Raw genomic sequence first — 26,121 nt, forward strand, 5'->3', positions numbered from 1 at the left:
CGTGAAAACGTCATGGTGGCACTATCATTTTCTGGGTGTCAGGTACTTCTTCCCGTCGGCGTTCGATTCCGGCGATGTTGGTCGCCGTCGTGGCCGCGGTGCTGGTGGCCATCCCGCTCGTCGCCGTCCTCGGGGTGGCGCATGATGATGGGACGTCGGACGTCACAGACGTGGCAAAGCCGGCGGTCGATGTCCGGCCGGTGACGGCCGACGGGCAGGATCTGGCGTCGTTCGTGGAGAACCCCACCGGCTCGCAGGTGAGCTTCTACCGTCTGTCCGACGGTCGCCGCACCGGCACGGCCACCGAGCGTTTCGCGCGCCCCGCCCTCAGCCTGATCAAGCTGTACATCGCCGAGTACGTCATCGAGCACGGTACTTTCACCGAGCAGTACGCGGCGGTCGACATGATCAGTGCCTCGGATGACCGGACGGCGGGGGAGCTGTACCGGAAGTATCCGGAATCCATTGACGAGGTGGCGAAGAAGTACGGTCTGTTGTCCACCCGTGCGCACGACCGTTGGGGTTACTCGGTGACCTCCACCTACGACGTGGTGACCTTCGTGGCCAAGCTCATTGAGGAGGATCCCACTCACCCGATCCTGGTGGCCATGGCGGAGGCGACCCCCATCGCCGCCGACGGCTACGGCCAGGATTTCGGGACTTCGGTGCTTCCCGGGGTGATCGGCACGAAGTGGGGCTGGTCGGACGACCGGGATCTGCACTCCTCGGTGTCCTTCGGAGCGAATTTCGTCGTCTCCGCCGCCGTGACCGGCAGCGCGGACGACCTGACGGACTACGTCACATCCCAGCTCATGGACGAGGCGTCCGCGGCTACAGGTTCGCCAGATTCCTGACCAGGTCAATGCCCTGCTGAATCTGCGCCTGGCTGAGGTTCGATCCGGTGGGGATTGTGGGGATGGTCACCGGGGCGGAAGTCGTACCCGGCACCTGGGGAGCCGCCTGTCCCGGGGTCCACTGACCCCAGTCGTGGGCGTAGACGTTGTTGACGTCGATCCCGATCCCGTTGATCGTGTCCTGGTCGATACGGACCTGGTGCAGCGTGGTACGCGGGTGGATCCGGCCACCTGAGCCCCAGTTGTGCATCCAGAAGTACTGGCCGATGCCGTCGTTGACCGCCCAGTCGACGACGTTGTAGTTGCCGTACACACCGGTCTGGTAGCCGGCCAGCTGCAGAGCGGCCTGGAAGGCCTGCAGGTAGGGGCGGATCTGGTTGTCGTACTGCGCGCGGGTCGGGTTGTCGTCGATGGCGACGTAGATCGGACGACCCGTCGGCCCGCCGGCCGCCCGGTGGTAGGCGATCGCCTGCGGTGCGTGCGTGGCGGCTCCCGCGGCGCCCTGCTTCCAGTCGGCGGTCGCGTCCTTGCCGTACTGGTACACCGACGCGACGGCAAGACCGTGGTTGGCGAAGTCCTGCGTCTCGGAAGCGGTGACAGGCTTGCCCAGCATCCATTCCGCGCCCGGACGGCGGCCTGAAACATAGCGGACGGCCCCCAGGTGGCCGGCAGCCTTGATGGCCGCGGCCGAGGGGACTCCCGCCGCGTAGTCGATGACGGTGCCCAGGATCGCGCCCTGGGCGTGTGCCTGCGGAAGGGCGGCTCCGACGGTGCCCGCGGCCATGGCGATGGCGGCGGCACGCAGGAAGCTGCGGCGGTTGAGGGAAGGGGTGATGGACACGGCATGCTCCCGGTGGTGAGGCGTCATGACTGCAACAGCAGCCACATGAACAACAACCGTCACGTTATCAACTGGGGAGGGGTGGCGCTAGGGAACAATTCTGCCGCGCGCGGGGGAATCCGTCCGCATAATCGGGTGAACCCGCACCGGAAACGAAAAATCTCGCGACACCGTAGGAACGATGTCGCGAGACTTCACATCGTGCCCCAGAGAGGAATCGAACCTCCGACACCGGCTTTAGGAGAGCCGTGCTCTATCCACTGAGCTACTGGGGCAACATCGGATAGGGTACCGCACGAGGGGCAGGTGTCGGTAACCGGACCACGGCAAACTATCCTGGAGATGTAGATATTGATCACGCCAGAAAGGACCACACCGTGGCCCAGAACGAGCCGACCTTCATCGACGTCCAGCGACGGGACATTGTCGCCGAGATCGTGACCAAGGACGGAGTCCCGGTGCTGTCCATCGACAAGCAGGTACCGGGTGGATCCTCCAAGCGACTGCTGCTGCTGAACAAGATCGACGCCAAGCAGCTCGCCGCCGTCCTCGAGCACTACCTCAAACAGGTGTACTCCCTGGAGCTCGCCGGGCTGAACGCCTCGCTGTCGCCCCAGGACATGCTCGCCCTCTTCGGTGAAGAGGACGAAGACTAGTCGGTCACCTCGGCCGTGAGCTCCTCGAGCTTGCGGCGCACGGCGGAGGCCTCGGGGTTGGTGGCGTGCGTCCCGTCGGAGTACTTCACTGTGGGTACGACCCGGTTGCCGTCGTTGACGGACTCGACCCAGGCCGCGGCCTGGGAATCCAGCTCGACGTCGACCAGGTCATAGGGGGTGTCGGTGCGGTCGAGTCGCTTACGCAGGCTCGTGCAGTAGGGGCACCAGGTGGTGGCGTAGATCGTGACGTGATTGTTTTCGGCCGTCATGCGGCCTCCTTTCGCTCGTAACGCAGGAAACGGTACCTCAGGGGAAGGTCACTCGGCTCATCGCCGATGATCAGTCGGCCCTTCTCGGAGACGAGCCAGCCGGTGTCGGAGATCAACCCGAACTCGGTGGGGATCTCCGGTGCATGGACGGCACGGTCGCCGAGTGCATCGCCGAGGTGGGCCCCGATGAGGGTGACCTCCAGGAAGTCGACCTCGTCGATGGTGGCCGCGTAGACCTGGCCGCCGCCCATGATCCAGACCTCGGGGACGTCGAGAAGCTCCGGGAGGTCATTGACCACTCTGCCGCCGGTGGACCACCCGCCGGCCTCACGGGTGCACAGGATGAAGTTCTCCCGGCCCGGGAGGGGACGGAACTTCTCCGGCAGGCTCAGCCACGTGCGCCTGCCCATGATGACGGGGTGGCCCTCGGTGACTTCCCGGAAGTGGGCGAGGTCCTCCGGGATATGCCAGGGCATTCCCGCCCCGTCGCCGATGATGCCGTCGAGGGACTGCGCCCAGATGGCGCCGAGCATGGGCATCAGACCGAGACCCTGCCCCTGATGATCGGGTGGGGGTCGTAGCCGACCACGTCGATGTCCTCGAAGGTGTAGTCGAAGATGCTCTCCGCCTCCCGCAGGTTCAGCTGCGGGTAGGGGCGGGGCTGGCGCGAGAGCTGCTCCCGCACCTGCTCCCGGTGGTCGTTGTAGATGTGGCAGTCTCCGCCGGTCCAGATCAGTTCGCCGACCTCCAGACCCGCCTGCTGGGCGAACATGTGGGCCAGCAGGGCGTAGGAGGCGATGTTGAAGGGCACGCCGAGGAACATGTCCGCGGAGCGCTGGTAGACCTGCAGCGAGAGCCTTCCGTCCACCACGTAGAGCTGGAACAGCAGGTGGCAGGGCAGAAGCGCCATCTTGTCCAGCTCCGAGACGTTCCACGCGGAGACGATGTTCCGGCGGGAATCCGGGTTGGTCTTCAGGGTGTCGAGGGCTCCCGTGATCTGGTCGATGTGGGCGCCGTCCGGGGTGGGCCAGGAACGCCACTGCACGCCGTAGACGGGGCCGAGCTCGCCGTCGGCGTCGGCCCATTCGTTCCAGATGCGGATGTTGTTGTCCTGCAGCCAGCTGACGTTGGAGTCGCCGCGCAGGAACCACAGCAGTTCACCCACGACAGCGTGAAGGTGAACCTTCTTCGTCGTGAGCAGCGGGAATGAATCGGCCAGGTTGTAGCGAAGCTGTCGACCGAACACGCTGAGGGTGCCGGTACCGGTGCGATCGCCCTTGGCTGCGCCCTGGTCGAGAATCTCACGGAGGAGGTCCTCGTAGGGGGTGGGGATGGAGGCAGTCATGCGAACCACCTTAGTAGCGACCGTTCTCCTTGAAGAATGCCGCCGCCATGTCCAGGATATCCTCGGCCAGCTCGGGGCGGCAGATGAGGATGTCGGGCATGTAGGTGTCCTTGTTGTTGTAGGTGAGTTCCGTGCCGTCGAGACGCGAGCAGTGCAGGCCCGCGGCCTTCGCCACGCCGACCGGCGCGGCGGAGTCCCACTCGTACTGGCCGCCGGCGTGGATGTAGGCGTCGTAGTCGCCGAGGAGGACGTGCATTGCCTTGGCTCCGGCGGAACCGATCGCGGCGGTCTCGAAACCGAGCTTCTCGGCGATGTGGAGAGCCACCTGCGGCGGACGGTTGTGGGAGATGGCCAGTTTCTTCGCGTAGGGCCCCTTCACCGCACGTGCTTCGGCGGAGCTGAAGACCACTCCCAGATCGGGCAGGGCTACAGCGGCGTGGATGGGGACACCCTTCTCGACGAGCGCGATGTGCACCGCCCAGTCCTGACGCCCGGTGGCGAACTCCTTGGTGCCGTCCAGGGGATCGATGATCCACACACGGTCCTTGTCCAGTCGCTCCAGGGTGTCCGCCATCTCCTCGGAGAGGAAACCGTCGTCCGGGCGGTGTTGCGCCAGGACGCGCGCGATCCAGTTCTGGGCGAGTTCGTCGCCGGCGTCGCCGAGGTTGCGGCCACGCAGTGCACCGACGTTGCGGACACCCTTGAGGATCTCTCCCGTGCCCTGCGCGAGCAGGTGGGTGAGCCGGGCGTCATCAAGGTGAGCTGTCATGCCGTCGACCTTACCGCGCGGGTTAGAGTTGGGCATGGCCGAAAGCATCCTCTCGCGCTTCCGCCCGCAGGTGGCCACCTGGTTCGAGGAGGTCTTCGCGGCGCCCACTCCGGTACAGGAAAAGGCGTGGTCCTCGATCTCCGCCGGGGACAACGCCCTCGTGGTGGCGCCCACGGGTTCCGGTAAGACCCTCGCGGCGTTCCTGTGGGCCCTCAACAGTCTCGTCGAACAGGCGGGGCAGCTGACTCTCCCGGTGGGGGAGGAGCGGGCGTCGGCAAGCGGGGGCGGCGTGAAGGTGCTCTACATCTCCCCGCTGAAGGCCCTCGGCGTGGACGTGGAGAACAACCTCCGCGCCCCGCTCACGGGCATCGGCAGGGTGGCCCAGCGGCTCGGGCTGGACGTGCCGGACATCTCGGTGGGGGTGCGCTCGGGGGACACCCCCCAGGCGGAACGTAACCGCCAGGTGCGCAGGCCCCCGGACATCCTGATCACCACGCCGGAGTCGGCGTACCTCATGCTCACGTCGAAGGCGGCGGGCATCCTCCAGAGCGTGGACACCGTCATCATCGACGAGATCCACGCGCTGGCCGGCACGAAACGCGGGGTCCACCTGGCACTTTCCCTGGAGCGTCTCGCCCGGCTGACGGGGGGTTTCCAGCGCATCGGGCTGTCGGCGACGGTGCGGCCGCTGACCACGGTGGCCAACTTCCTCGGCGGCGACCGGCCGGTGGAGATCATCGCCCCACCCTCGGAGAAGGCCTGGGAACTCGACGTGCGCGTCGGGGTCGAGGACATGTCCGATCTGCCGGTGCCGGAGATGGGCTCCACCATCGGCGAGGTGACGGTCGATGATCCGCTCGGCCTGTCCGGCACCCCCGGGGATGCCCCGGCGGAGTCCGCCCTGCCCGCCCAGAAGTCGATCTGGCCCTACATCGAGCGGGACGTCTACGACGAGGTGATGGCGCACCGCTCGACGTTGGTGTTCGTCAACTCGCGGCGTTCCGCGGAGCGGCTGACCAGCCGGCTCAATGAGATTCACGCCGAGATCCACGATCCGGATTCACTGTCCCCCGCCCTCCGACGCCCGCCGGCCCAGATCATGGTCCCCTCCGACACCGCCGGCGCCGCCCCGCCGGTCATCGCCCGCGCCCACCACGGCTCCGTGTCCAAGGACGAGCGCGCACTGACGGAGCAGATGCTCAAGGAGGGTGCCCTGCGGGCGGTGGTGGCGACCAGTTCGCTGGAGCTGGGCATCGACATGGGTGCGGTCGACCTGGTGGTGCAGGTGGAGTCGCCCCCGAGCGTGGCCTCCGGCCTGCAACGCGTGGGCCGCGCCGGGCACTCGGTGGGCGCGGTGTCCGAGGGTTCCTTCTACCCCAAACACCGCGCTGACCTGGTGCAGTCGGCGGTGACGGTGGCGCGGATGCGGCAGGGGCTCATCGAGGAGCTCCACGTGCCCGCCAATCCGCTCGACGTGCTCGCCCAGCAGACGGTGGCCGCGGTGGCGGTGGAGGACGTCGACGTGGAGGAGTGGTACTCCCTCGTGCGGCGCGCCTGGCCCTACCGGGAGCTGGCACGCGACGTGTTCGACGCGGTGATCGACCTGGTCAGCGGCGTGTACCCGTCGACGGACTTCGCCGAGCTGCGTCCGCGCGTGGTCTTCGACCGGGTCACGGGGATACTCTCCGCCCGGCCGGGCGCACAACGGGTGGCGGTGACCTCCGGCGGCACGATCCCGGACCGCGGCATGTTCGGCGTGTTTCTCCTGGGCGGGGAGGGGACACCACGTCGGGTCGGCGAACTGGATGAGGAGATGGTCTACGAGTCCCGCGTCGGTGACGTCTTCACCCTCGGCGCCTCCAGCTGGCGCATCCAGGACATCACCCGCGATCAGGTGCTGGTCAGTCCCGCGCCGGGGCACACCGGCCGCCTGCCCTTCTGGACCGGTGACGCCGTCGGCCGCCCCTTCGAACTCGGCCTGGCGCTGGGCGCCTACCGCCGGGAGGTCCATGCGCAACCGGAGCGGATCACCGACCTCGACGACAATGCCCGTAACAACCTGCTGGCCTTCCTGGCGGAGCAGCACGAGGCGACCGGCGTGATCCCGGACGACAGGACCCTCGTGCTGGAGCGATTCCGGGATGAGCTGGGCGACTGGCGTGTGGTGCTGCACACCCCCTTCGGGCGGGGAGTCAACGCCGCCTGGGCACTGGCGGTCGGCGCGCGCATCGCGGAACGCACCGGCATGGACGCCCAGGCCGTCGCCGGTGATGACGGAATAGTCCTGCGCCTGCCCGAGGGGGACACCGACCCGGACGCCTCGATCTTCCTCTTCGACGCCGACGACATCGGGGAGCTGGTCACCGAGCAGGTGGGCAACTCCGCGCTGTTCGCCTCCCGCTTCCGCGAGTGCGCCTCCCGTGCGCTCCTCCTGCCGCGCCGCAACCCCGGCAAGCGCGCCCCGTTGTGGCAGCAGCGACAGCGCGCCGAGCAGCTTCTGGACGTGGCCCGGAAGTACCCGAGTTTCCCCATCATCCTGGAGACCGTCCGCGAATGTCTCCAGGACGTCTACGACCTGCCGGCGCTCACCCAGGTGTGCCGCGACCTGGGGACCCGCCGGATCCGCATCGCGGAAGTCACCACCGATCAACCCAGCCCCTTCGCGTCCTCGCTGCTGTTCAACTACACCGGCGCGTTCATGTACGAGGGAGACAGCCCCCTCGCCGAGAAACGCGCCGCCGCACTCGCGCTCGACCCGACGCTGCTGGCGAAGCTGCTGGGCACGGTCGAACTGCGTGAGCTCCTCGACCCCGAGATCATCACGGAGGTCCATGAACAACTGCGCCGCCGCGGCGAACGTCGGGCCAGGTCACCGGAGGAATTCGCCGACACCCTGCGCATCCTCGGCCCGGTCCCCCTCGACGAGCTGGAGCACTACGCCACCTTCACCGGCGGGCTGGACAGCCTGGGCGACCGCATCATGGAGGTCCGCCTCAACGGCCGCCCGCACCTCGCCCAGTCGCTGGACGCACCGCTGCTCCGCGACGCCCTGGGCATCCCCGTCCCGCCCGGCATCCCGGCCCAGGTGGACACCATCGTCGATGCGCTCGACCAGCTGGTGTCCCGCTGGGCGCGCACCCGCGGCCCCTTCGTCCTCCGCGAACTCGCCGACGCCCTCGGGCTCGCCGTCAGCGCCGCCCACTCCGCCCTCCAGCCGCTGCTTTCCGACGCCCGTGTCATCGAGGGCCGCTTCCGGCAGGGCATCGAGGAGCAGGAGTACTGCTCCTCGGATGTGCTGGGAGTCATCCGCCGCAGGTCACTGGCCGCCGCCCGCGCCGCCACCCAGCCGGTGTCCCAGTCCGCCTACGCCCGCTTCCTCGTCGACTGGCAGCAGGTCGCGCCGGTGGGGAAACGGCCGGCGCTGCGCGGCGCCGACGGCGTGTTCACCGTCCTCGAACAGCTCGCCGGCGCGCGTCTGCCCGCCAGCGCGTGGGAATCGCTCGTCCTGCCCACGCGGGTGGGGGACTATTCTCCGCTCCACCTCGACGAGCTCACGTCCTCCGGCGAGATCCTCATCCTCGGGGCCGGCACCGCCGCGGCCCGCGACCCGTGGATCATGCTGCTGCCCGCCGACTATGCCGCTGAACTGGCGCCCCAGCTCCCGTCCGAGGGACTGACGTTCATCCAGGAGCGTGTGGTGGAGATCCTCCAGCGCGGCGGCGGCTTCCTCTTCACCGACCTGCAGACCGAACTGACTGAGCTGGTCACCACGGAACAGCTGCGGGAGGCGTTGTGGGGGCTTGTCGACGCCGGCCTGGTCAGCCCCGACGGCTTCGCCCCGGTCCGCGCCCGTCTGGCCACCTCCGGTGGCACCACCGCCCATCGCGCCCGGCGCCGCCCCAACCGTTCCCGCGTCCGTATGGGCCGCCCGCGGAGCCTGCCGAGCGTTCCCCATGACATGGGCGGACGCTGGTCCCTGACCGTTCCCGCCAGCACCGATGCCACCGCCCGATCAGTGATCCAGGGCGAGACATGGCTGGACCGCTACGGCGTGGTCACCCGGGGCAGCATCGTCGCCGAGGACGTGCTCGGCGGTTTCGTGCTGGCCTACAAGGTCCTGAGTGGTTTCGAGGAGTCCGGTAAAGCGATGCGTGGATACCTCGTGGAGGGTCTCGGGGCTTCGCAGTTCTCCACCCCGGCGGTCATCGACCGGCTGCGTGGCATGGCGGACAGCCCGGACCTCGGCGGCTGGCCCTCCGGCACACAGGACCCGGACGTCCACGTGCTCGCCGCCGCCGATCCGGCCAACCCCTACGGCGCGGCCCTGCCCTGGCCGGAGAATGGCCCGAGCCGGGCGGCGGGCGCCATGGTCGTGCTCGCCGACGGGCTCCTGCTCGCCCACGTCACACGCGGTGGCCGCACCCTCACGCTCTTCGACGACGTCAACACCGACCTGGTCGTCGCGGCGCTCGCCGCCACCGTCGACCAGGCCCTCACGGTGGAGAGACTCAACGGTGAGCCCGTCTTCGACTCCCCGTTGCTGGGTGCGTTGCGGGAGGCCGGGGCGTCGATAAGCCCGCGAGGAGCCCGGATAGGTGGGAGATCTGCGCCACCCCGTGCCCCCGGAAGGGGGCGAAGCGTCAGTGACGCCATCGAAGGGCTCAGTTTCCGTGACGAATAAATGCAGCTCACGCACCCTCTCCCACTGGGGTGGATGAAACTCCACCGGTGTCAGTTGTGGTTCCGGCCGATAATGACGGCGGGGGGAGGCAGGCGCCACGGGGTCCGAACCCCGGAGTCGTCACCGAAGGGAAACTCGGGGGGACGGCGGCTCCAGGTTCGTGCCTCGTGGCGGGGACGGTAACGTGGGCAACGTGCCCGAAGGTGATTCCGTCCTCCAGCTCTCCCGGCGCCTGCAGTTCATGACCGGCCGAGAGGTCCTCCACACCTCGCTGCGCGTGCCCAGCGTGGCCACCGTCGACTTCAGCGGCCAGAACGTCGACCGCGTGTGGCCCTACGGAAAACACCTCTACATGCAGTTCGGGGGGCGGATCCTGCACACCCACCTGAAGATGGAGGGCACCTGGGCGATGCACCTGAAGGGCGACCGGTGGCGCAAACCCGGCCACACCGCCCGCGTCGTCCTGCAGCTCACCGGCACCCCCCATCCGCGCCCCATCGAGGTGGTCGGACATTCGCTCGGCCTGGTCGAGGTCTTCCCCACGGGCCACTATCACGAACACATCGCCCGTTTCGGACCCGATGTGCTCGCCGAGGACTGGGAACCCCACGGCCGGGAAGAGGCCCGGCGGAGGGTGATGGCGGGGGCGTCGAGAAGCATCGGTGAGGCGTTGCTCGACCAGCACAACCTCGCCGGGGTGGGCAACGAATACCGGGCGGAGATCTGCTTCCTGTGCGGCATCCATCCGGCGAAGCCGGTGGGGGAGGTCGACGTGGATCAGGTCCTCGACGTGACGCGACGGGTCATGTGGGCCAACCGCGACGCCCCGGTGCGCGTGACCACCGGTGTCCGGCGCGCCGGGGAAACGACCTACGTCTTCGGTCGCCACCGCCGACCGTGCCGCCGCTGCGGCACGGGGATTGCGCGTTCGATGCTGGGGGAGAGGATCATCTGGTGGTGCCCCTCATGTCAGCCTTCCGTGCCTGGTTTCGTACCCGTGCCCGTCGAGCCAACAGGACGAACACCAGGAGCACGGCGATACCGACGATGACATAGACCACCGTGGAGTACTCGCTGACGTAGGTCTCCACGAGGTGGTAGCGGTCCCCCAGCCACACACCGGCGGCGATGAGCAGTGCGTTCCACAAGGCGGAACCTGTGAGCGTCATCAGGCCGAACACCACCGGATTCATGCGGTCGACGCCGGCCGGGATGGAGATCAACGACCGGATGCCGGGCACCAGGCGACCGAAGAACACCGACCACCGGCCGTATTTGCTGAACCACTGCAGGGCCTTGTCCACGTCCTCGGGCTCGACCAGCCACATCCAGTCCGCGATCTGCCGGAGCCGCTGCGCACCGAAGGCAGCTCCCAGCCAGTAGAGCAGGTACGCGCCGAGGACGGAGCCGATGGTGGCCCAGACGAAAGCGGCGTAGACGTTGAGCTCGCCGCGGGAGGCGGTGAAGCCGGCCAACGGAAGTACGACCTCGGAGGGGATGGGCGGGAAGAGATTCTCGAGCAGGATCGCGAGGCCTACGCCGGGCGCCCCCAGAGTCTCCATGAGCGAGACGACCCAGTCGACGATGGAATTGAACATGCGGTGGACATTACCCCTCTTCGAGTTCCTTCAGTCGCTTCGTGGCGCGCTGCAGGCGGACTTTCCTGGCTTCTTCCTCGGCTTTTTTCAGCTCCTTGTAGGTCTTCTCATCCGAGTCGGAGAAGTGGTTGATCAGCCTCGGGATCATGACGACGACACCCATCAGCGGCCACACGACCCACGCCCAGGACACATTGACAGCGAACATGAGGATGAGGAATGCCGCCAACGTGACGCTGCCGATGATCCCGTCCCACGTCTCCACCCGCGCGCCCCGGGCGCGGACCTGCTCCAGCTCGGCGTCCAGCTCCGGCTCCCGGGGAGCCGGCCCGGTGCTCCCCGTCCCCGTCAGTGCGCCCTCCAACTGGCCGGGCAGATCGGCGAAAAGCGGGCGGAGATCGCCCCTCGTCTTCGCCTGCGACGCCGCCAGAGTGCGCTCGTCGAACTCGACGGTGTCCAGACGTCCCTCGGTGAAATGCGAGGCCAGGGAGGACATGGCGGTGAGCCGCTCATTGTCGGAGATCCGGAGGTGGTCATCCATGTGGACCATGCTATCCGCAGTTTCCACTAGATTCGGAGGTGTGAAACTCCTGCTCAACATCGTCTGGTTCATCACCGGTGGTTTTCTCCTCGCCGCCGGCTACGTCCTCTTCGGGGTCCTCGCCTGCCTGCTGGTGGTGACGATTCCGGCCGGCGTCGCATCCTTCCGCATGGCCAATTACGCCGTGGCACCGTTCGGTCGTTCCGTCGTCCAACCGGTCGGTGGGGCCGGTGGGATGTCCACCCTCAGCAACATCATCTGGTTCCTCGTCGCGGGCCTGTGGCTGGCGATCGGTCACGTAGCCACCGCCGCCGCGCAGGCCGCCACGATCATCGGCATCCCGCTCGCGTGGGCGAACATCAAGATGATTCCGGTGACCTGCTTCCCCTTCGGCAAAGAGATCGTCTCCTCCGACCGCATCCCCTTCGGTTACGAACCGATGGTCAAGCTCTGACCGGACCCGCCGACACCCTCCCCGGTGCCGGCGGGCACTTTGTTCTTGAGGGTTCGGGGCTGATTGATCCGCGTCAAGGAACTTGTCGCCGGAAGTTCATAGGTTGAGAGGTGTCAAGAGAAATCTACTGAGCGTTCAAAGGAAGACCATCATGAAAACCTGGAAGACCTGGGGTGTCGTAGCCCTGTCCGGCGCACTGATCATCCTCTCCTGGATCACCGGCTGGGACTGGCTGATGATTGTCGCGGCCGTCGTGGCCGGGTGGCAGATCGCCGTCTCTGCGGTCCAGGCCCTGAGAATAAAGATGATCTCGATCGACCTGCTGGTCGTCGTGGCCGCCGTCGGCGCGCTGTTCATCAACAACTACTGGGAATCCGCAGCCGTCACCTTCCTCTTCGCACTGGGCAAGGCCCTGGAGAGGGCGACGCTCAACCGGACCCGCAAGGCGCTGAGCGATCTGGTCGAGGCCGCCCCCGAGACCGCCACCCTCCTGCGCGACGGCGAACCCGAGACCGTCGAGATCTGGGAACTGGTCCCCGGCGACGTCGTGCTGATCAAGAACGGGGAGCAGATTCCCGTTGACGGCCGCGTGATCACCGGTCACGGCGGCGTCGACGAAGCCACCATCACCGGTGAATCCGTCCCCGCAGAGAAGGCGGAAGGCTCGGAGGTCTTCGCCGGCACCTGGCTGCGCAGCGGACTGCTGCGGGTCGAGGCCGTCGGCATCGGCTCCGACTCCACCCTGGCCAAGATCATCCACCGGGTCGAGGACGCCCAGGACGACAAGGCCCGGACGCAGACCTTCCTGGAGAAGTTCTCCAGGTACTACACCCCTGGCGTGATGGTCGCGGCCCTGCTGGTCGGGCTGCTCGCGCAGAACGTTGAACTTGCCCTGACGCTGCTGGTCATCGCCTGCCCCGGAGCGCTGGTCATCTCCATCCCCGTCTCCATCGTCGCCGGCATCGGCCGCTCGGCGAAGGATGGTGTCCTGATCAAGGGCGGAGAGTACCTCGAGACCGCCGCGAAGGTTGACGCGGTTGTCGTGGACAAGACCGGCACGCTGACCAACGGTCGCCCTGAGCTGACCGACGTCGATGTCCTCGATCCCGCCTATACCGCGAACGAGGTTCTCACCCTGGCGGCACGCGCAGAGACCGCATCCGAGCACCCGCTGGCGGAGGCCATCATCCGCGGCGCAGAGAACAGGGGTCTGCCCGTCGATATGGTCGAGAAGGCCCGCCCGGTCGCAGGGAAGGGAATCCTCGCGCAGGTCGATGGCCTCGAGGTCACCGTCGGCTCCGCTGACCTGCTGGAGAAGACCCCGGACAACGCGCGCATCCTGGAGCTGAACGACCAGGGCAGGACCGCCATGTACGTCGGCGTCAACGGTGCGGCCGTCGGTATCATCGCAGTCGCCGACACCGTCCGGGCCGACGCCCGAAAGGCCGTCAGTGACCTGCACGCCCGCGGCATCAGGGTCATCATGGCCACCGGTGACGCCGAGCGTGTCGCCCGCAACGTCGCCGCCGAACTGGGCGTGGACGAGGTCCGTGCCGAACTGATGCCGGAGGAAAAGCTGGACATCGTGAAGGAACTGCAGGCCAAGGGGCACGTCGTGGCCATGGTCGGTGACGGTGTCAACGACACCCCGGCACTGGCACAGGCCGACATCGGTGTGGCCATGGGTGCCGCCGGCTCCCCGGCCGCCATCGAGACCGCGGACATCGCCCTGATGGCGGACAAGCTGCCCCGTCTGCCCTACGCACTGGGACTGGCCAGGCGGACCGTCAGAACGATGCACGTGAACATCGGCATCGCCCTGCTCACCGTGGCGGTTCTGCTGGCCGGCGTCCTGTTCGGCGGCGTCACCATGTCGATCGGCATGCTCGTCCACGAGGCCTCGGTCCTGCTGGTCATCGGTATCGCGATGCTCCTGCTGCGACCCACCCTCAGAGAGAACGTCCCGGTCGCGGGGTCGCCCGCGAAAGAGACGGCCAGACAGGCGCTCACCGCATGATCGACGGCACTGCGACCCTGCCGGTCAGGAGCGGATTTTCCAGGTGTGCACGGGCTCGTCGGTGGCCTGGTTCGCCAGATAGCGGCGCAGCATCTCGGCGATCGCGGCGCGTCGCTCGGGGGAATCCGGCTTGCTGCCGGCGGGTGTGAGCGACTTCACCGTGCGCAGCTGCCACATGGCACCGTTCTGCCGTGTGCGGACACGCTCGCGGATGATGCCGAGGTAGTGCGTGATCAGGTCCTCGTCGACGTCCAGGGCCCGCAGCCCTTCCGCGGCCTGGTCGATGAGGTGATCCTCGATGAGGGCGGCGACGTCGATACGCCCCAGCGTCGGCCAGTCGAGGCGGGCGAACAGACCGGCGCGGGCGCCGTAGAAGAAGTTCTGCTCGGCTGTCTCGAAGGGCAGACGCGACCACACGGGGCGGGTCTCCTCGGCGAGGTATTTCACCAGGCCGTAATAGAAGGCGGCGTCGGCGACGATGTCGGTGACGGTGGGGCCGGCGGGCAGGATCCGGTTCTCCACCCGTATGTGGGCGAGTTGTCTGCCGGGGGCGTAGATCGGGCGGTTCCAGCGCCACACGGTGCCGTTGTGCAGGTTGAGGTGGTGCAGGGTGGGGGACTGTCCGTCGACGACGGGCTTGCCGGAGTCCTCGCGGGATTCGGGCAGGAGCGGGGAGAAGTAGCGGACGTTCTCCTCGAAGAGGTCGAAGACACTGGTGATCCAGCGTTCACCGAACCAGACTCGCGGACGCACACCCTGGGCCACCAGCTCCGGGGTGCGGGTGTCAATGGCCTGCTGGAACACCGGGATCCGCGACTCGTGCCACAGCTTCCGGCCCAGGAACAGCGGGGAGTTGGCGCTGAGGGCGACCTGGACGGCAGCCATCGCCTGGGAGGCGTTCCATGCGCTGGCGAAGCGGTTCGGCGGAACCTGAAGGTGCAGCTGTATGGAGGTGCACGTCGATTCGGGGGCGATGTCCTCGAACTCGTGACGGAACTCCTCCTGGTTGGAGAGGTCGATGTGCACCAGCTCGCCGCGGCTCTGCATGACGGCGTTGTTGAGCGCCCGGTAACGGTTCTCCGGGGTCATCCAGCCGGGGTCGGCGAGGAAGTCGGTGGTCACGGTAGGGAGGGTGCCGATCATCGCGACCCGGGCCCCCACCTCGGCCGCCGCCCGCCGTACCTCCGAGAGACGTTCGGTGATGCCCTTATGCAGCTGGCGTAACCCGTCACCGGAGACGCTGAGCGGCGGGTGATTGAGCTCGACGTTGTACATGCCGATCTCGGACTGGTATTCATCCCCCAGCCGTGCGAGGACCTCCGGCCCCTTGCACACCGGCTGCATGTCGTCACCGATGAGGTTGAGTTCGAGCTCCAGGCCGATGGACCCGTGGCTGTCGAACTCCGCCTTCTGCAGATGCCGGTCGAAGACCTCCAGATCGTTCATCAGATGCTGGCGGTACTTCGTACGCTGCTGCGGGGTGTAGGTGTCTCGTGAAACTGCGTCGCCCATGACCTACAGACAGTAGCGGTCAACACCGTTTCATGTGGGCCTAATCGTCACGGTTGCTGCGGTACCACCCGATCAGGGCGTCGGTGGAGGCGTCGCCGGAATCGGCCTCCTCCTTGCCGGACACTGCTGCCGCCAGCTGACTCGCCTGCTGCTTACCCAGCTCAACGCCCCACTGATCGAAGGAGTTGATGTCCCAGATGACCCCCTGCACGAAGGTGATGTGCTCGTAGAGCGCGATCAACGCACCCAGCACGGCCGGGGTCAGCTCCTGCGCCAGGATGGCGGTGGTCGGGCGGTTGCCCGGCATCACCTTGTGGGGCACCAGGTCCCCGGTCACACCTTCTGCGGCGATCTCCTCCGCGTTCTTGCCGAAGGCCAGCACCTTGGTCTGGGCGAAGAGGTTGCCCATGAGCAGGTCGTGCATGGAACCCTCGCCGGTGGCGGTCGGCAGCTCATCCTTGGGGCGGGCGAAGCCGATGAAATCCGCCGGCACGACGCGGGTGCCCTGGTGCATGAGCTGGTAGAAGGCGTGCTGGCCGTTGGTGCCGGGCTCACCCCAGTAGATCTCACCGGTGGAGTGGCTGACCGCTGAACCGTCGCGTCGGACGGATTTGCCGTTGGACTCCATCGTCAGCTGCTGCAGGTAGGCGGGGAAGCGGGCCAGGTCCTGGGAGTAGGGGAGCACCGCGTGGGTCTCGAAGCCGTGGAAGTTGACGTACCAGATGCCCAGCAGCGCCATCAGGACAGGCACGTTCCTCTCGAAGGGCATGGCACGGAAGTGCTCGTCCATCGCATGGAAGCCCTCGAGGAAACGCATGTAGTCCTTCGGGCCGATGACGGCCATCAGCGACAGCCCGATGGCGGAGTCCACGGAGTAGCGGCCGCCCACCCAGTCCCAGAAGCCGAACATGTTCGCTGTGTCGATGCCGAACTCGGCGACCTTTTCCGCGTTGGTGGACACCGCGACGAAATGCTTTGCCACGGCACGTTCGTCCCCGTCGAAGGCCTCGAGCAGCCAGCGCTTCGCGGCATGGGCGTTGGACAGGGTTTCCTGGGTGGTGAACGTCTTGGAGGCGATGATGAACAGCGTCGACCCCGGGTCGAGGGTGTCCAGGGTGGCGGCCATGTCGGACGGATCCACGTTGGAGACGAACTCCGCGGTGATGCCGGCGATGGCGTAGGAACGCAGTGCCTTCGTCGCCATCGCGGGGCCGAGATCGGAGCCACCGATGCCGATGTTGACGATCTTCTTGATGGTGTGGCCGGTGTGGCCCAACCATTTGCCCGAGCGCAGCGCGGAGGCGAAGTCCCGCATCCGACCGAGGACCTCGTGGACGTCTGCGGCGACGTCCTGGCCGTCGACCTCCAGGTCTGCCTCCACGGGCAGGCGCAGCGCGGTGTGCAGCACAGCGCGATCCTCGGTGTTGTTGAGGTGCGCTCCGGTGAACATCTTCTCGATCGCCTCGGAGAGCTGGGCCTCCTTGGCCAGGGTGATCAGGGCGTCAACGGTCTCATCATCCACCAGGTTCTTCGACAGGTCCACGTGCAGGCCCGCGGCGTCGAAAGTGAACTTTTCCGCACGCTGCGGATCTGCGGCGAACAGCTCGCGCAGGGTAGCTGCCTGGGTCCGCTCGTACACGGCCTCGAGGTTCTTCCATTCTGCGGAGGTGGTGATGTCGACCATGGCGGGGCTCCTATCGGGGGAAAAACATTTATGTCACTTCCGAATGTAGTGAATAAGAGCACCCTGCGCCCGGGATGTGAGCCGGAATGCCGGATTGTGTGCACAATGGGGGTCATGAGCATCATCAAGATCAACGCCATTTCCGTTCCCGAGGGTGCAGGCCCCGAGCTCGAGAACCGTTTCGCCGCCCGGAAACAGGCCGTGGACGGTTCTCCCGGATTCGAGGGCTTCCAGCTGCTGCGTCCCGTGAAGGGCGAGGACCGTTACTTCGTGGTCACCCGCTGGGCGGACGAGGAGTCCTACGCCGCATGGCGTGACGGCAACGCACGCGCCGCCCACGGGGGGAATCAGAAGCCCGTGGCCAGCGGTGCTGAGCTGCTCGAATTCGAAGTGGTGCTCGACTCCAACGACAGGTAGCGGGTAAAGGTGGTGGCATGAACCCCACCGATCTGGAAACCCTCATCACCGATGCCCCGAAGGGTCTGTTCATCAACGGCCAGTTCGGGGACGCCGCCGGGCAGGCGACCTTCGAGGTGATCGACCCTTCGGACGCCAGTGTGCTCGCGTCGGTCGCGTCGGCCTCCGAGGCGGACGCCCGCCGCGCGCTTGACTCCATCTGCGCGGCTCAAGCCGGGTGGGCCGCCACATCCGCCCGCGAGCGCTCCGAAATCCTGCGCCGCACCTTCGAACTCATCCACGACCATGTCGAGCAGCTGACGTACCTCCAGTCCGCCGAGCTCGGTCGCGCGCTCCCGGACTCAAAGGCCGAGGTCACCTACGGTGCGGAGTTCTTCCGCTGGTTCGCGGAGGAGGGCGTGCGCGTGCGCGGCGACTACCGCCACAGCCCCGCCGGGCATTCCCGCATCATCGTCCACGAGCAGCCCGTCGGCCCCTGTCTGGCCATCACCCCGTGGAACTTCCCGCTGGCCATGGGCGCGCGCAAGATCGCACCAGCCCTGGCCGCCGGCTGCACGATGATCATCAAACCGGCGTCGAAGACGCCGTTGACCATGCTGTATCTGGCGAAGCTCCTCGCCGAGGCGGGTCTTCCCGACGGTGTCCTCGCCGTCGTCCCCACCGGTTCCAGCTCGAATATCTCCGCGCTTCTCGACGACCCCCGACTGCGCAAGCTCACCTTCACCGGATCGACCGAGGTCGGTCAGATGCTCGCCGCGAAGGCTGCGGCGCACTCCATGAAGGTGTCGCTGGAACTCGGCGGCAACGCCCCCTTCATCGTGTGCGAGGACGCCGACCTCGACCTTGCCGCCGAGGCCGTGGCCACCGCGAAGATGCGGGGTGCGGGTCAGGTGTGCATCGCGGCGAACCGCTTCCTCGTCCACGCATCGGTCGAGGAGGAGTTCGTGGCCCGCGCCATCAGGGTCATGGAGTCCTTCCGCCTCGGCCGGGGCACCGATGAAGGTGTGTCCTACGGTCCGCTCTCCGGAGCGGACCAGCTGGAGAAGGTCACCGCGCTTGTCGACGACGCCGTCAACCGCGGCGCCTCCCGCCCCCTCGGCAAAGAACTTCCGGCGGGGCTCGACCCCGAGGGCTTCTATTTCCCGGCGACGGTGCTCACCGACATCCCTGTCGGCGCGGACATCCTCAGCACCGAGATCTTCGGCCCCGTGCTGGCGGTGACCACCTTCGAGACCGACGACGAGGCCATCGCCATGGCCAACGACACCCCCTTCGGTCTGGCCGCCTACGTCTTCTCGGGGAACCTCACGCATGCGCTCTCCCTGGCCGAGCGCGTCGAGGCCGGCATGGTCGCGGTGAACAAGGGCGCGCTCTCTGACCCGGCCGCACCCTTCGGCGGGGTCAAGGAATCCGGCCTCGGTCGCGAGGGCGGATTCGAGGGCATCCACGAATTCCTCGAGCCGAAGTTCATCTCGCTGCCGATGTGAGGGGCTCAGCCCAGTCGGCCGCGTCCCAGCTGCAGCAGAGCGTTGGCGATGACGGTGCCCTCGGGGCCGAGCTCCTCGCGGAACTGGTTGATGATGGCGAGCTCGCGGTTGTGCACCAGGCGCGTCCCACCGGAACCCATGCGGGTCTTCCCGATCGCCTTGGACACCTTGATACGACGCTGCACGGCGTCGAGGATGACCTGGTCGAGGCGGTCGATTTCCTGGCGGTACTGCTGGATCTCCGCGTCGGACAGGGGGTCGTCGGTGCCGGAGGGCATGCGGATCTCGAACTGGGGTTCAGCAGCATCAGTCATGGGCCTATTGTGCCACGGGGGTCATGTCGGCTCGGACTAGTAGGTTGTTAAGCATCATGAATTCGCCGTTTACACAGCCGTCCACTGATCTCACCCTCGGTCTCAATGAGCAGCAGAAGGCCGCCGTTGAACACGAGGGTTCCCCCCTGCTCATCGTGGCTGGTGCGGGCTCCGGAAAGACCGCAGTGCTCACCCGGAGGATCGCCCACCTCATGCGCAACCGGGGAGTCGCCCCCTGGGAGATCCTCGCCATCACGTTCACAAACAAGGCGGCCGCCGAGATGCGCGAGCGCGTCTCCGGACTGGTGGGTCCGGTGGCGGAGCGGATGTGGGTGGCCACGTTCCACTCGGTGTGTGTGCGGATCCTGCGGCAGCAGGCACAGCTGGTTCCGGGGTTGAACACCAATTTCACCATCTATGACTCGGATGATTCGCGTCGGCTGCTCAGCATGATCGCGAAAGACCACAACCTCGACCTGAAGAAGTTCACCGCCCGAGTGCTGGCCAACGCGATCTCGAACCTGAAGAACGAGCTCATCACCCCGGCGGAGGCGCGGGCGGAGGCAGAGGTCACCCGTGCCCCCTTCGAACTCACCGTCGCGGAGGTGTTCGGCGACTACCAGCGGCGCCTGCGGTCGTCGAATGCCGTGGACTTCGACGACCTCATCGGTGAGGTGGTGCGCATCTTCCAGGAGCACCCGCAGGTGACGGATCATTACCGCCGCCGCTTCCGTCACGTCCTCATCGACGAGTATCAGGACACCAACCACGCGCAGTACATGCTCATCTCCACACTCGTGGGGAAGGGCCCGGACGCCCCGGAGCTGTGCGTGGTGGGCGATTCTGACCAGTCGATCTACGCATTCCGTGGCGCGACGATCCGCAACATCGAGGAGTTCGAGCGGGACTATCCGCAGGCCCGGACGATCCTGCTGGAGCAGAACTACCGCTCGACCCAGACGATCCTCAACGCCGCCAACTCCGTGATCGCGCGCAATGACGGGCGCCGGGAGAAGAAGCTGTGGACCGCGCTCGGTGACGGCCAGCAGATCATCGGTTACGTGGCGGACAATGAGCATGATGAGGCACGCTTCATCGCCGGCGAGATCGACGCGCTCGTCGACAAGGGGGCGACCTACTCCGATGTCGCGGTGATGTACCGGACGAACAACGCGTCGCGCGCGCTGGAGGACGTGTTCATCCGTGCGGGCATCCCGTACAAGGTGGTCGGCGGTACCCGCTTCTACGAGCGCCGCGAGATCCGTGACATCGTCGCCTATCTCCGCATCCTGGAGAACCCGGATGACACGGTGAGTCTGCGGCGGATCATCAACACCCCGCGCCGGGGCATCGGTGACAGGGCACAGGCCTTCATTGCGCTGCAGGCGCAGAACAACGCGGTCTCCTTCGGCGCGGCGCTGATGGACGCCGTCGACGACAAGATTCCCCTCCTCGGTGCCAGAGGCCGGAACGCGGTGGTGAAGTTCGTCGCGATGATGGACACCCTGCGTGCGGAGATACCGTCGATGGTCAACGAGGTCACGGGTATGCCGGATCTGGGCGAACTGATTTCCCGGGTGCTTGACATCACCGGTTACCGGGCAGAACTGGAGGCGAGCAATGACCCGCAGGACGGGGCACGCCTGGACAACCTCAACGAGCTGGTGTCGGTGGCCCGCGAATTTTCCTCCGAGGCGGCGAACCAGGTCGCCTACGCGGAGATGGACGGCGGCGAGTTCGAGCCGGAGGAGGGTGATCCGGAGCCGGGGTCGCTGCAGGCGTTCCTGGAGAAGGTCTCGCTGGTGGCGGACGCGGACCAGCTCCCCGACAACGAGCAGGGCGTGGTCACCCTGATGACCCTGCACACCGCGAAGGGGCTGGAATTCCCGGTGGTGTTCCTCACCGGTTGGGAGGACGGACAGTTCCCGCACCTGCGTGCGCTGGGAGATCCGAAGGAGCTGGCGGAGGAGCGGCGCCTGGCCTACGTGGGTATCACGCGGGCCCGGGAGCAGCTGTACATCACCCGGGCGATGCTGCGTTCCTCGTGGGGTAACGCGGTGACCAACCCGCCGAGCCGCTTCCTCGGTGAGGTGCCGGAGGAGCTGCTCGAGTGGCGTCGTGAGGAGCCCGAGAACTCCTGGTCCGGTTCCTGGGGCGGTGGTGGCGGGTCCCGGTCGGGTTCCTGGGGCCAGCCCGCGCAGCGCAGTGCGATGCCGAAGAAGCCGACCCTGCCGAAGGCCCGCAGCGCCAACAGCAATCTGCAGTTGGCGGTGGGGGACCGGGTCAACCACGACAAGTATGGGCTGGGCAAGGTCATCGCATCCGACGGATCGGGGGCCAGGGCCACGGTGACCATTGACTTCGGTTCCTCGGGCAAGGTGCGGCTCATGCTGATCGGCGGAGTGCCGATGGAGAAGCTCTAGGCGACGTCGATGCCCTGCTGGGCGAACCAGCTGACGGGATCGACGGGGCCGTTTCCGGTGGGGCGGATCTCAAAGTGAAGGTGCGGCCCGGTGGAACGGCCCTCATTGCCGAGGGTCGCGATCTGGTCGCCGGCGGTCACCCGCTGGCCCACGGGGACGTCGACGGTGTTGACGTGGCCGTACACGGAGATCGAGCCGTCGTCGTGCTTCAGCCGGACCCACTGGCCGAAGCCGTCGGCGGGTCCGGCGGAGATGACCTCACCGTCCATGACGGCGAGGACCGGGGTGCCGACGGGATCCGCTATGTCGATGCCCTCGTGTGTGGCACCCCAACGAGCGCCGTAGCCGGAGGTGTAGCGACCGGAGGTGGGGAACACGACGGTGCGGCCGTCGGCGGTTTCACCCCGGACCGGGGACATCCGGACGGCGCTGACGACGTCGTCCAGCTCCACATCGATGAGGCTGTCCGGGGAGACGACGGAGATGGCCGAGGAGAGGGCCTCGAGCGGGTCGAGTATCACCTGCAGGTCGGTGCCGTCGGTGGTCCCGTCGCCACTGCTTTCACTGGTGGCCTCGAGGGTCTCCGCCAGTTTGCCCACGGCGTTGAGGGCGGTGATCAGATCGTTGAGGTCGGCATCCGTCACGCCCTCCCCGGTCACCTGGAAAGAGGCTTCCTGTGCACCTGCCGCAGGGGCCACCACCGCCGATCCCAGGCCGGTGGAGAGAAATGCGGCTGCGATAAGAGCCTTGGTGCAGGTTCGAGTCATCGTGCGTTACCTTTTCGTTTTGGGGACCAGTCAAAACTACCGAGGCTGAGGAGGTCCGGCAACGCGAAAACCCAGGTGAAACCACGATTCTGTCGACGTGCACTGCGGTCGGTGCAGGTCACGGGTGCGTTACGCATGGTGGAGAAGTGGCAGAATTTTACTACTGGGGGAGAAGTATCGGGGGTGGTGGAAAGAAGGACTCGCCCTACTCCGGGAGATGGTCCGGCAACACGGTCCCCGGGGTGATCGCCCAGCCGATCAACGCGGCGGAAAGGGGGGCGATCACCACCAGCCCCAGAATCAGCCACCAGTCGACGCTGACGTAGCGGATGAGCGACTGGGATGTGAACAGCGCCCCTGCATGGCCCGCGATGAGTCCCAGGACGGAACCCGACAGCGTGATCAGCGCACCTGCGGAGGCGGTGACGGCCCGGGACAGGTGTGGCGGCGCACCGATGGACTCCAGCAGTGCGTTCCGCTGACGCATCTGCCCCACGGACACCAGCAGCACCAGGGTCACGATGAAGATGACGATGCCGGTGACGTAGAACTGTGGGGCCGACTCACGCTCCGGCGGCACGCCGGGGATGCGGATGTTCGCGTCGATCCCGGAGAGCTCGGTCCGCATCTGCGTGGTGATGGGACGCTCGGCGATGACCATCTCCCCCAGGAACTCCGACCCGACCCCGAACTGCTCGAAGGCCTCGGGCGTGGGCATCCAGTCCGTGACTGTCTCGGGGAGAATCGGACTGATCCGCAGGGTCACCTTGTTTCCCACGTTCTCCGTGTCCCCGAAGGGTTCCTTGACTTCGCTCTGCAGCCGGAAGGTCGCCTCCTCGACCTCCACATCGCCGGACACGAGCATCGCGGCGCCGGAGGGCATGGTGGCGGGGACGGAGAGGGCGTCGAGAAGCAGCGGAGAAGCGATGACGACAGGGGCGTCGAACAGGGACTGGGGGCCGGGGACCCACACCGGGGGACCGCAGGGCTCGCCGGCGTTGCAGGGCTCCACCAGCTCAGGTTCGGCGACGAGGAAGGCGTAGCGCGGGGACGACCAGTCGTAGCTGATGCCGTGGACTTCTACACGGGTGAGGGGGCCGACGACGTCGGAGATGGCGCTGATCGTCTCCTCGAGCCGAGGTGAGTCCGGCACCGCGATGACCCCGGGCCGGTAGGTCTGTCTCTCCCACGCTGTGGCACGGTCGTCGAAGGACTCCGACTGGACCATGAAGAACGTCGACAGCGTCACCAGCGCGGCGATGGCCGCGACCGCAGGCATCGACCGCAGAGGCTGACGAACCATGTCCCGCGCCGCAAGGCGGGCGGGCAGCGGCCGACTGACCTGAAGCCCGATGAGCCGGACGACGGCGGGTGCGGTGAAGGCGACGCCGATGAAACCGGTGAGACCGCCGAGCGTGGAGGCCAACGACGCCCAGTTGAGGTCCTCGAAGTTCGGTGGCGGAGGGGACAGCAGGCTGACGCCGAGGAGGATGAGGGAAGCGACAAGCAGACCGGGCCCCGTCCACACCCACCGCTGTCGTCGCAGCATCCTCCCGGAGGCGGCCTCCGGGACACCGCTGAAGGCGTCTGCCCGTGCCGCGAGCCAGGCGGGGAGCAGGGTGGCGGCGGTCGAGGCCGCGACCGCCGTTGCCCACACGGCAGGCAGGCCGATCCACGGAATCTCGACGGGCCAGTCCGGATACTGCCTGAGCCACAGCACGTAGGCGGCGGCGGCGCCGAAGAGGACACCGACGGTGGCGCCGATCAGTCCCGCGAGAGCTCCGTAGGTCAGCGCAGCCCAGATGATGTGGCGGGGAGCCGCGCCCTGGGCGGACATGAGCGCGAACGTCCGTGACTGCCGGTTCACCGAGATGGCGAAGACCGGGGAGAAGAGCTGCACCACAAGCAACGCCACAACCACCCCGGAGACAAGTGTCATCAGCGTCCACAGGAACTCCAACGGCGGATCGACGAGGCCCGGAGAACGGCCGTCCAGTCCCGCTGCGGACGGTGGGGGAGCGCCGAGGATCTCAGGACTCTGGACGGTGAATCCGACCCCATTCAGCTTCTCGACGTCGTCCCACGTCAACGCGCGGGTCCCCTCGAGGTGCCAGACGGCCCACAGGGCGGGGGACGTGCGGAAGGTGGCCGGATCAATGACCGTGGGGTGTGACAGCAGGGCGTCGGTCCCCGGGGTGTCGCTGGACACCGTCACCTCGACGGTCGTGCCTTCGGCAGTCACGGTGACGGTGTCGCCCTGCGCCACCCCCAGTTGCTCCCGCTGGGGTGTCGTCAGGCGGATATCCCCGGGGGATGGGGCCTGGGGGACGCCGGGATCCACCTGGGTCAGGGACGTCTGACTCACCGCGCCGGGACTCTCCAGCGTGGCCGGTCCGGAGACCACCAGCTCCGCGGTGAAGCCGTGAGGAAGAACGTCGAGGAGGATCTCCTGCTGCGGGCGCTCGTCGGCTGCCTTCGAGCATTCGTGGGAGTAACCGTCGGGCGACTGCCTGCACTGTCCGCCGATGTACGTCGCGGTGGTGGGTGCGAAGCTCAGCTCGTAGGCGGTGGCACGGGACTCCTCCCGGACGAGGAAGTAACTGAGCATTGCCGTCGGGATGGCGACGATCAGGACGGCGAGGAGGGACATCAGGGGGTGGCGCAGGGCATCGCGCCGGGTCACGCGTATCGACGCCCTGAACGCCCTCATACCAGCCTGCCGTCCCTGATCCGGACGATCCGGTGTGCCCAGCCTGCGACCTCGGGATCGTGGGTGAGCAGCAGGCCGGAGCCGCCGGAGTCGATGCAACGACGAAGAGTACTGAGAACCAGGTTGCCGGTCGTCAGATCCAGATCGCCGGTGGGTTCATCGGCGAGCAGCACTGTGCGCGGGCCGATGAGGGCACGGGCGATGGCGGCGAGCTGGGACTGGCCGTCGGAGATCTCATCGGGGAACCGCTTTCCCATGCCCTCAAGTCCCACGCCGGCAAGCGCTTCCTCTATACCTGTGGCCCGTGTGTTGTCGAGCTCCAGGGGCAGGGCGATGTTCTCGGCGAGCGTCAGGGTGGGGATCAGGTTGTGGCTCTGGAACACCAGGCCGATCCTCCGTCGGCGGGCCTCGGCCGCCCGGGCGCGGGTGAGGTGCGAGACGTCGACGCCTTCGAGGAGCACGCGCCCGGACGTGGGTGGCCGGAGGAGACCAGCGACGTGGAGCAGGGTCGACTTACCCGAACCTGAGGGGCCCACCACGGCAACGAGCTCGCCCGGGCTGACGGCGAGAGAGACCTCGTCCAGGGCGATGACAGTACGTTCGCCGCTACCGAGCAGACAGGAGACACTCTGTAATTCAAGGGGGTACCGGGAACCGGGGGACATGGCTCATGCCTTCGTCAGTGCGGGCCTGGTGCTCATGGCGGACTCCTGCCGATTGACGTGCCCCGGGTGGAACCCGGCTTCTGAAAATGAGATTAGCCGGGGTTCCGGTACCCCAGT

21 protein-coding genes, 1 tRNA gene and 1 pseudogene are annotated in these 26,121 nt (G+C 67.1%); 9 read left to right on the forward strand and 14 right to left on the reverse strand.

Going from position 1 to position 26,121, the window contains the following annotated elements; translation table 11 throughout:
* Positions 1-35 precede the first annotated feature (35 nt).
* Positions 36-854: a hypothetical protein gene (locus CETAM_RS03575; RefSeq protein WP_231587564.1), complete on the forward strand. Its 819-nt coding sequence runs from the start codon at positions 36-38 to the stop codon at positions 852-854.
* Here the strand turns inward: CETAM_RS03575 and CETAM_RS03580 are convergent.
* The gene (locus CETAM_RS03580) at positions 832-1,638 is read right to left on the reverse strand and encodes a DUF1906 domain-containing protein (protein ID WP_231587624.1); all 807 of its coding nucleotides are present in this window, start codon (positions 1,636-1,638) and stop codon (positions 832-834) included. The two genes, CETAM_RS03575 and CETAM_RS03580, sit on opposite strands and share 23 nt — an antisense overlap.
* A gap of 259 nt (positions 1,639-1,897) precedes the next feature.
* Positions 1,898-1,970 (reverse strand) — tRNA-Arg (locus tag CETAM_RS03585).
* A 102-nt stretch (positions 1,971-2,072) separates the two neighbouring features.
* Between CETAM_RS03585 and CETAM_RS03590 the strand changes: the two genes are divergently transcribed.
* Positions 2,073-2,351 (forward strand): hypothetical protein, encoded by a 279-nt coding sequence (locus CETAM_RS03590; protein ID WP_156227119.1) that lies wholly within the window; start codon positions 2,073-2,075, stop codon positions 2,349-2,351.
* On the opposite strand, the gene CETAM_RS03595 is transcribed toward CETAM_RS03590, so the two are convergent.
* Genes CETAM_RS03595 through CETAM_RS03610 form a run of 4 tightly spaced genes read right to left on the reverse strand, consistent with a single transcriptional unit; the run spans position 2,348 to position 4,734 of the window.
* Positions 2,348-2,620: a mycoredoxin gene (locus CETAM_RS03595; protein ID WP_156227120.1), complete on the reverse strand. Its 273-nt coding sequence runs from the start codon at positions 2,618-2,620 to the stop codon at positions 2,348-2,350. The genes CETAM_RS03590 and CETAM_RS03595 overlap by 4 nt on opposite strands.
* On the reverse strand, positions 2,617-3,153 hold the full coding sequence (locus CETAM_RS03600) for a dihydrofolate reductase (RefSeq protein WP_156229354.1): 537 nt from the start codon (positions 3,151-3,153) through the stop codon (positions 2,617-2,619). Before CETAM_RS03600 ends, CETAM_RS03595 begins: the two co-directional genes overlap by 4 nt.
* A gap of 5 nt (positions 3,154-3,158) precedes the next feature.
* Positions 3,159-3,965, reverse strand: coding sequence for a thymidylate synthase (locus CETAM_RS03605; RefSeq protein ID WP_156227121.1), 807 nt, complete (start codon positions 3,963-3,965; stop codon positions 3,159-3,161).
* A 10-nt stretch (positions 3,966-3,975) separates the two neighbouring features.
* Positions 3,976-4,734 carry a 3'(2'),5'-bisphosphate nucleotidase CysQ gene (locus CETAM_RS03610; RefSeq protein WP_156229355.1) on the reverse strand — a complete coding sequence of 253 codons (759 nt, stop codon included), beginning with the start codon at positions 4,732-4,734 and terminating at the stop codon, positions 3,976-3,978.
* A 34-nt stretch (positions 4,735-4,768) separates the two neighbouring features.
* Between CETAM_RS03610 and CETAM_RS03615 the strand changes: the two genes are divergently transcribed.
* A complete protein-coding gene (locus CETAM_RS03615) occupies positions 4,769-9,415 on the forward strand; it encodes an ATP-dependent helicase (protein ID WP_156227122.1) in 4,647 nt (1,548 codons plus the stop codon).
* A 193-nt stretch (positions 9,416-9,608) separates the two neighbouring features.
* Positions 9,609-10,391: pseudogene (locus CETAM_RS03620) on the forward strand (DNA-formamidopyrimidine glycosylase family protein); the annotation flags it as partial.
* Here CETAM_RS03620 and CETAM_RS03625 read toward each other — a convergent pair.
* Together CETAM_RS03625 and CETAM_RS03630 are read right to left on the reverse strand one after the other, a co-directional pair.
* Positions 10,363-11,013 carry a DedA family protein gene (locus CETAM_RS03625; RefSeq protein WP_156227124.1) on the reverse strand — a complete coding sequence of 217 codons (651 nt, stop codon included), beginning with the start codon at positions 11,011-11,013 and terminating at the stop codon, positions 10,363-10,365. The pseudogene CETAM_RS03620 and the gene CETAM_RS03625 overlap by 29 nt on opposite strands.
* 10 nt (positions 11,014-11,023) lie before the next feature.
* On the reverse strand, positions 11,024-11,554 hold the full coding sequence (locus CETAM_RS03630; protein ID WP_197085787.1) for a DUF1707 SHOCT-like domain-containing protein: 531 nt from the start codon (positions 11,552-11,554) through the stop codon (positions 11,024-11,026).
* A gap of 40 nt (positions 11,555-11,594) precedes the next feature.
* Between CETAM_RS03630 and CETAM_RS03635 the strand changes: the two genes are divergently transcribed.
* Complete coding sequence (locus CETAM_RS03635) at positions 11,595-12,008, forward strand: YccF domain-containing protein (RefSeq protein ID WP_156227126.1); 414 nt, start codon at positions 11,595-11,597, stop codon at positions 12,006-12,008.
* A gap of 151 nt (positions 12,009-12,159) precedes the next feature.
* On the forward strand, positions 12,160-14,025 hold the full coding sequence (locus CETAM_RS03640) for a heavy metal translocating P-type ATPase (RefSeq protein WP_156227127.1): 1,866 nt from the start codon (positions 12,160-12,162) through the stop codon (positions 14,023-14,025).
* Between the two features lie 24 nt (positions 14,026-14,049).
* Here CETAM_RS03640 and CETAM_RS03645 read toward each other — a convergent pair whose 3' ends face one another.
* Together CETAM_RS03645 and pgi are read right to left on the reverse strand one after the other, a co-directional pair.
* Positions 14,050-15,537 carry a glutamate-cysteine ligase family protein gene (locus tag CETAM_RS03645; RefSeq protein ID WP_156227128.1) on the reverse strand — a complete coding sequence of 496 codons (1,488 nt, stop codon included), beginning with the start codon at positions 15,535-15,537 and terminating at the stop codon, positions 14,050-14,052.
* 40 nt (positions 15,538-15,577) lie between these two features.
* Positions 15,578-17,221 carry a glucose-6-phosphate isomerase gene (pgi, locus tag CETAM_RS03650; protein ID WP_156227129.1) on the reverse strand — a complete coding sequence of 548 codons (1,644 nt, stop codon included), beginning with the start codon at positions 17,219-17,221 and terminating at the stop codon, positions 15,578-15,580.
* Between the two features lie 114 nt (positions 17,222-17,335).
* Here pgi and CETAM_RS03655 point away from each other — a divergent pair, with 114 nt between their 5' ends.
* Positions 17,336-17,638 (forward strand): antibiotic biosynthesis monooxygenase family protein, encoded by a 303-nt coding sequence (locus tag CETAM_RS03655; RefSeq protein ID WP_156227130.1) that lies wholly within the window; start codon positions 17,336-17,338, stop codon positions 17,636-17,638.
* Positions 17,639-17,655: 17 nt separating this feature from the next.
* Positions 17,656-19,125: an NAD-dependent succinate-semialdehyde dehydrogenase gene (locus CETAM_RS03660; protein WP_156227131.1), complete on the forward strand. Its 1,470-nt coding sequence runs from the start codon at positions 17,656-17,658 to the stop codon at positions 19,123-19,125.
* 5 nt (positions 19,126-19,130) lie between these two features.
* On the opposite strand, the gene CETAM_RS03665 is transcribed toward CETAM_RS03660, so the two are convergent.
* On the reverse strand, positions 19,131-19,439 hold the full coding sequence (locus CETAM_RS03665) for a chorismate mutase (RefSeq protein ID WP_156227132.1): 309 nt from the start codon (positions 19,437-19,439) through the stop codon (positions 19,131-19,133).
* Between the two features lie 56 nt (positions 19,440-19,495).
* Here CETAM_RS03665 and pcrA point away from each other — a divergent pair, with 56 nt between their 5' ends.
* Complete coding sequence (gene pcrA, locus CETAM_RS03670) at positions 19,496-21,862, forward strand: DNA helicase PcrA (protein ID WP_231587565.1); 2,367 nt, start codon at positions 19,496-19,498, stop codon at positions 21,860-21,862.
* Here the strand turns inward: pcrA and CETAM_RS03675 are convergent.
* The 3 genes from CETAM_RS03675 to CETAM_RS03685 all read right to left on the reverse strand — a co-directional run bounded on the left by CETAM_RS03675 (position 21,859) and on the right by CETAM_RS03685 (position 26,004).
* The gene (locus tag CETAM_RS03675) at positions 21,859-22,629 is read right to left on the reverse strand and encodes a M23 family metallopeptidase (protein ID WP_156227134.1); all 771 of its coding nucleotides are present in this window, start codon (positions 22,627-22,629) and stop codon (positions 21,859-21,861) included. The genes pcrA and CETAM_RS03675 overlap by 4 nt on opposite strands.
* 205 nt (positions 22,630-22,834) lie before the next feature.
* On the reverse strand, positions 22,835-25,339 hold the full coding sequence (locus CETAM_RS03680; RefSeq protein WP_156227135.1) for an FtsX-like permease family protein: 2,505 nt from the start codon (positions 25,337-25,339) through the stop codon (positions 22,835-22,837).
* Positions 25,336-26,004, reverse strand: coding sequence for an ABC transporter ATP-binding protein (locus CETAM_RS03685; protein WP_156227136.1), 669 nt, complete (start codon positions 26,002-26,004; stop codon positions 25,336-25,338). Before CETAM_RS03685 ends, CETAM_RS03680 begins: the two co-directional genes overlap by 4 nt.
* Between the last annotated feature and the right edge of the window lie 117 nt (positions 26,005-26,121).

Source organism: Corynebacterium comes (assembly GCF_009734405.1).
GTDB lineage: Bacteria > Actinomycetota > Actinomycetes > Mycobacteriales > Mycobacteriaceae > Corynebacterium > Corynebacterium comes.

Coding starts and splice junctions, on each gene's coding strand:
- CETAM_RS03605 (WP_156227121.1), bottom strand. CDS start 3,965: ATGACTGCCTCCATCCCCACCCCCTACGAGGACCTCCTCCGTGAGATT.
- CETAM_RS03685 (WP_156227136.1), bottom strand. CDS start 26,004: ATGTCCCCCGGTTCCCGGTACCCCCTTGAATTACAGAGTGTCTCCTGT.
- CETAM_RS03660 (WP_156227131.1), top strand. CDS start 17,656: ATGAACCCCACCGATCTGGAAACCCTCATCACCGATGCCCCGAAGGGT.
- CETAM_RS03675 (WP_156227134.1), bottom strand. CDS start 22,629: ATGACTCGAACCTGCACCAAGGCTCTTATCGCAGCCGCATTTCTCTCC.
- CETAM_RS03640 (WP_156227127.1), top strand. CDS start 12,160: ATGAAAACCTGGAAGACCTGGGGTGTCGTAGCCCTGTCCGGCGCACTG.
- CETAM_RS03625 (WP_156227124.1), bottom strand. CDS start 11,013: ATGTTCAATTCCATCGTCGACTGGGTCGTCTCGCTCATGGAGACTCTG.
- pcrA (WP_231587565.1), top strand. CDS start 19,496: ATGAATTCGCCGTTTACACAGCCGTCCACTGATCTCACCCTCGGTCTC.
- CETAM_RS03645 (WP_156227128.1), bottom strand. CDS start 15,537: ATGGGCGACGCAGTTTCACGAGACACCTACACCCCGCAGCAGCGTACG.
- CETAM_RS03665 (WP_156227132.1), bottom strand. CDS start 19,439: ATGACTGATGCTGCTGAACCCCAGTTCGAGATCCGCATGCCCTCCGGC.
- CETAM_RS03610 (WP_156229355.1), bottom strand. CDS start 4,734: ATGACAGCTCACCTTGATGACGCCCGGCTCACCCACCTGCTCGCGCAG.
- CETAM_RS03680 (WP_156227135.1), bottom strand. CDS start 25,339: ATGAGGGCGTTCAGGGCGTCGATACGCGTGACCCGGCGCGATGCCCTG.
- CETAM_RS03595 (WP_156227120.1), bottom strand. CDS start 2,620: ATGACGGCCGAAAACAATCACGTCACGATCTACGCCACCACCTGGTGC.
- CETAM_RS03600 (WP_156229354.1), bottom strand. CDS start 3,153: ATGCTCGGCGCCATCTGGGCGCAGTCCCTCGACGGCATCATCGGCGAC.
- pgi (WP_156227129.1), bottom strand. CDS start 17,221: ATGGTCGACATCACCACCTCCGCAGAATGGAAGAACCTCGAGGCCGTG.
- CETAM_RS03655 (WP_156227130.1), top strand. CDS start 17,336: ATGAGCATCATCAAGATCAACGCCATTTCCGTTCCCGAGGGTGCAGGC.
- CETAM_RS03615 (WP_156227122.1), top strand. CDS start 4,769: ATGGCCGAAAGCATCCTCTCGCGCTTCCGCCCGCAGGTGGCCACCTGG.
- CETAM_RS03580 (WP_231587624.1), bottom strand. CDS start 1,638: ATGGCCGCGGGCACCGTCGGAGCCGCCCTTCCGCAGGCACACGCCCAG.
- CETAM_RS03630 (WP_197085787.1), bottom strand. CDS start 11,554: ATGGATGACCACCTCCGGATCTCCGACAATGAGCGGCTCACCGCCATG.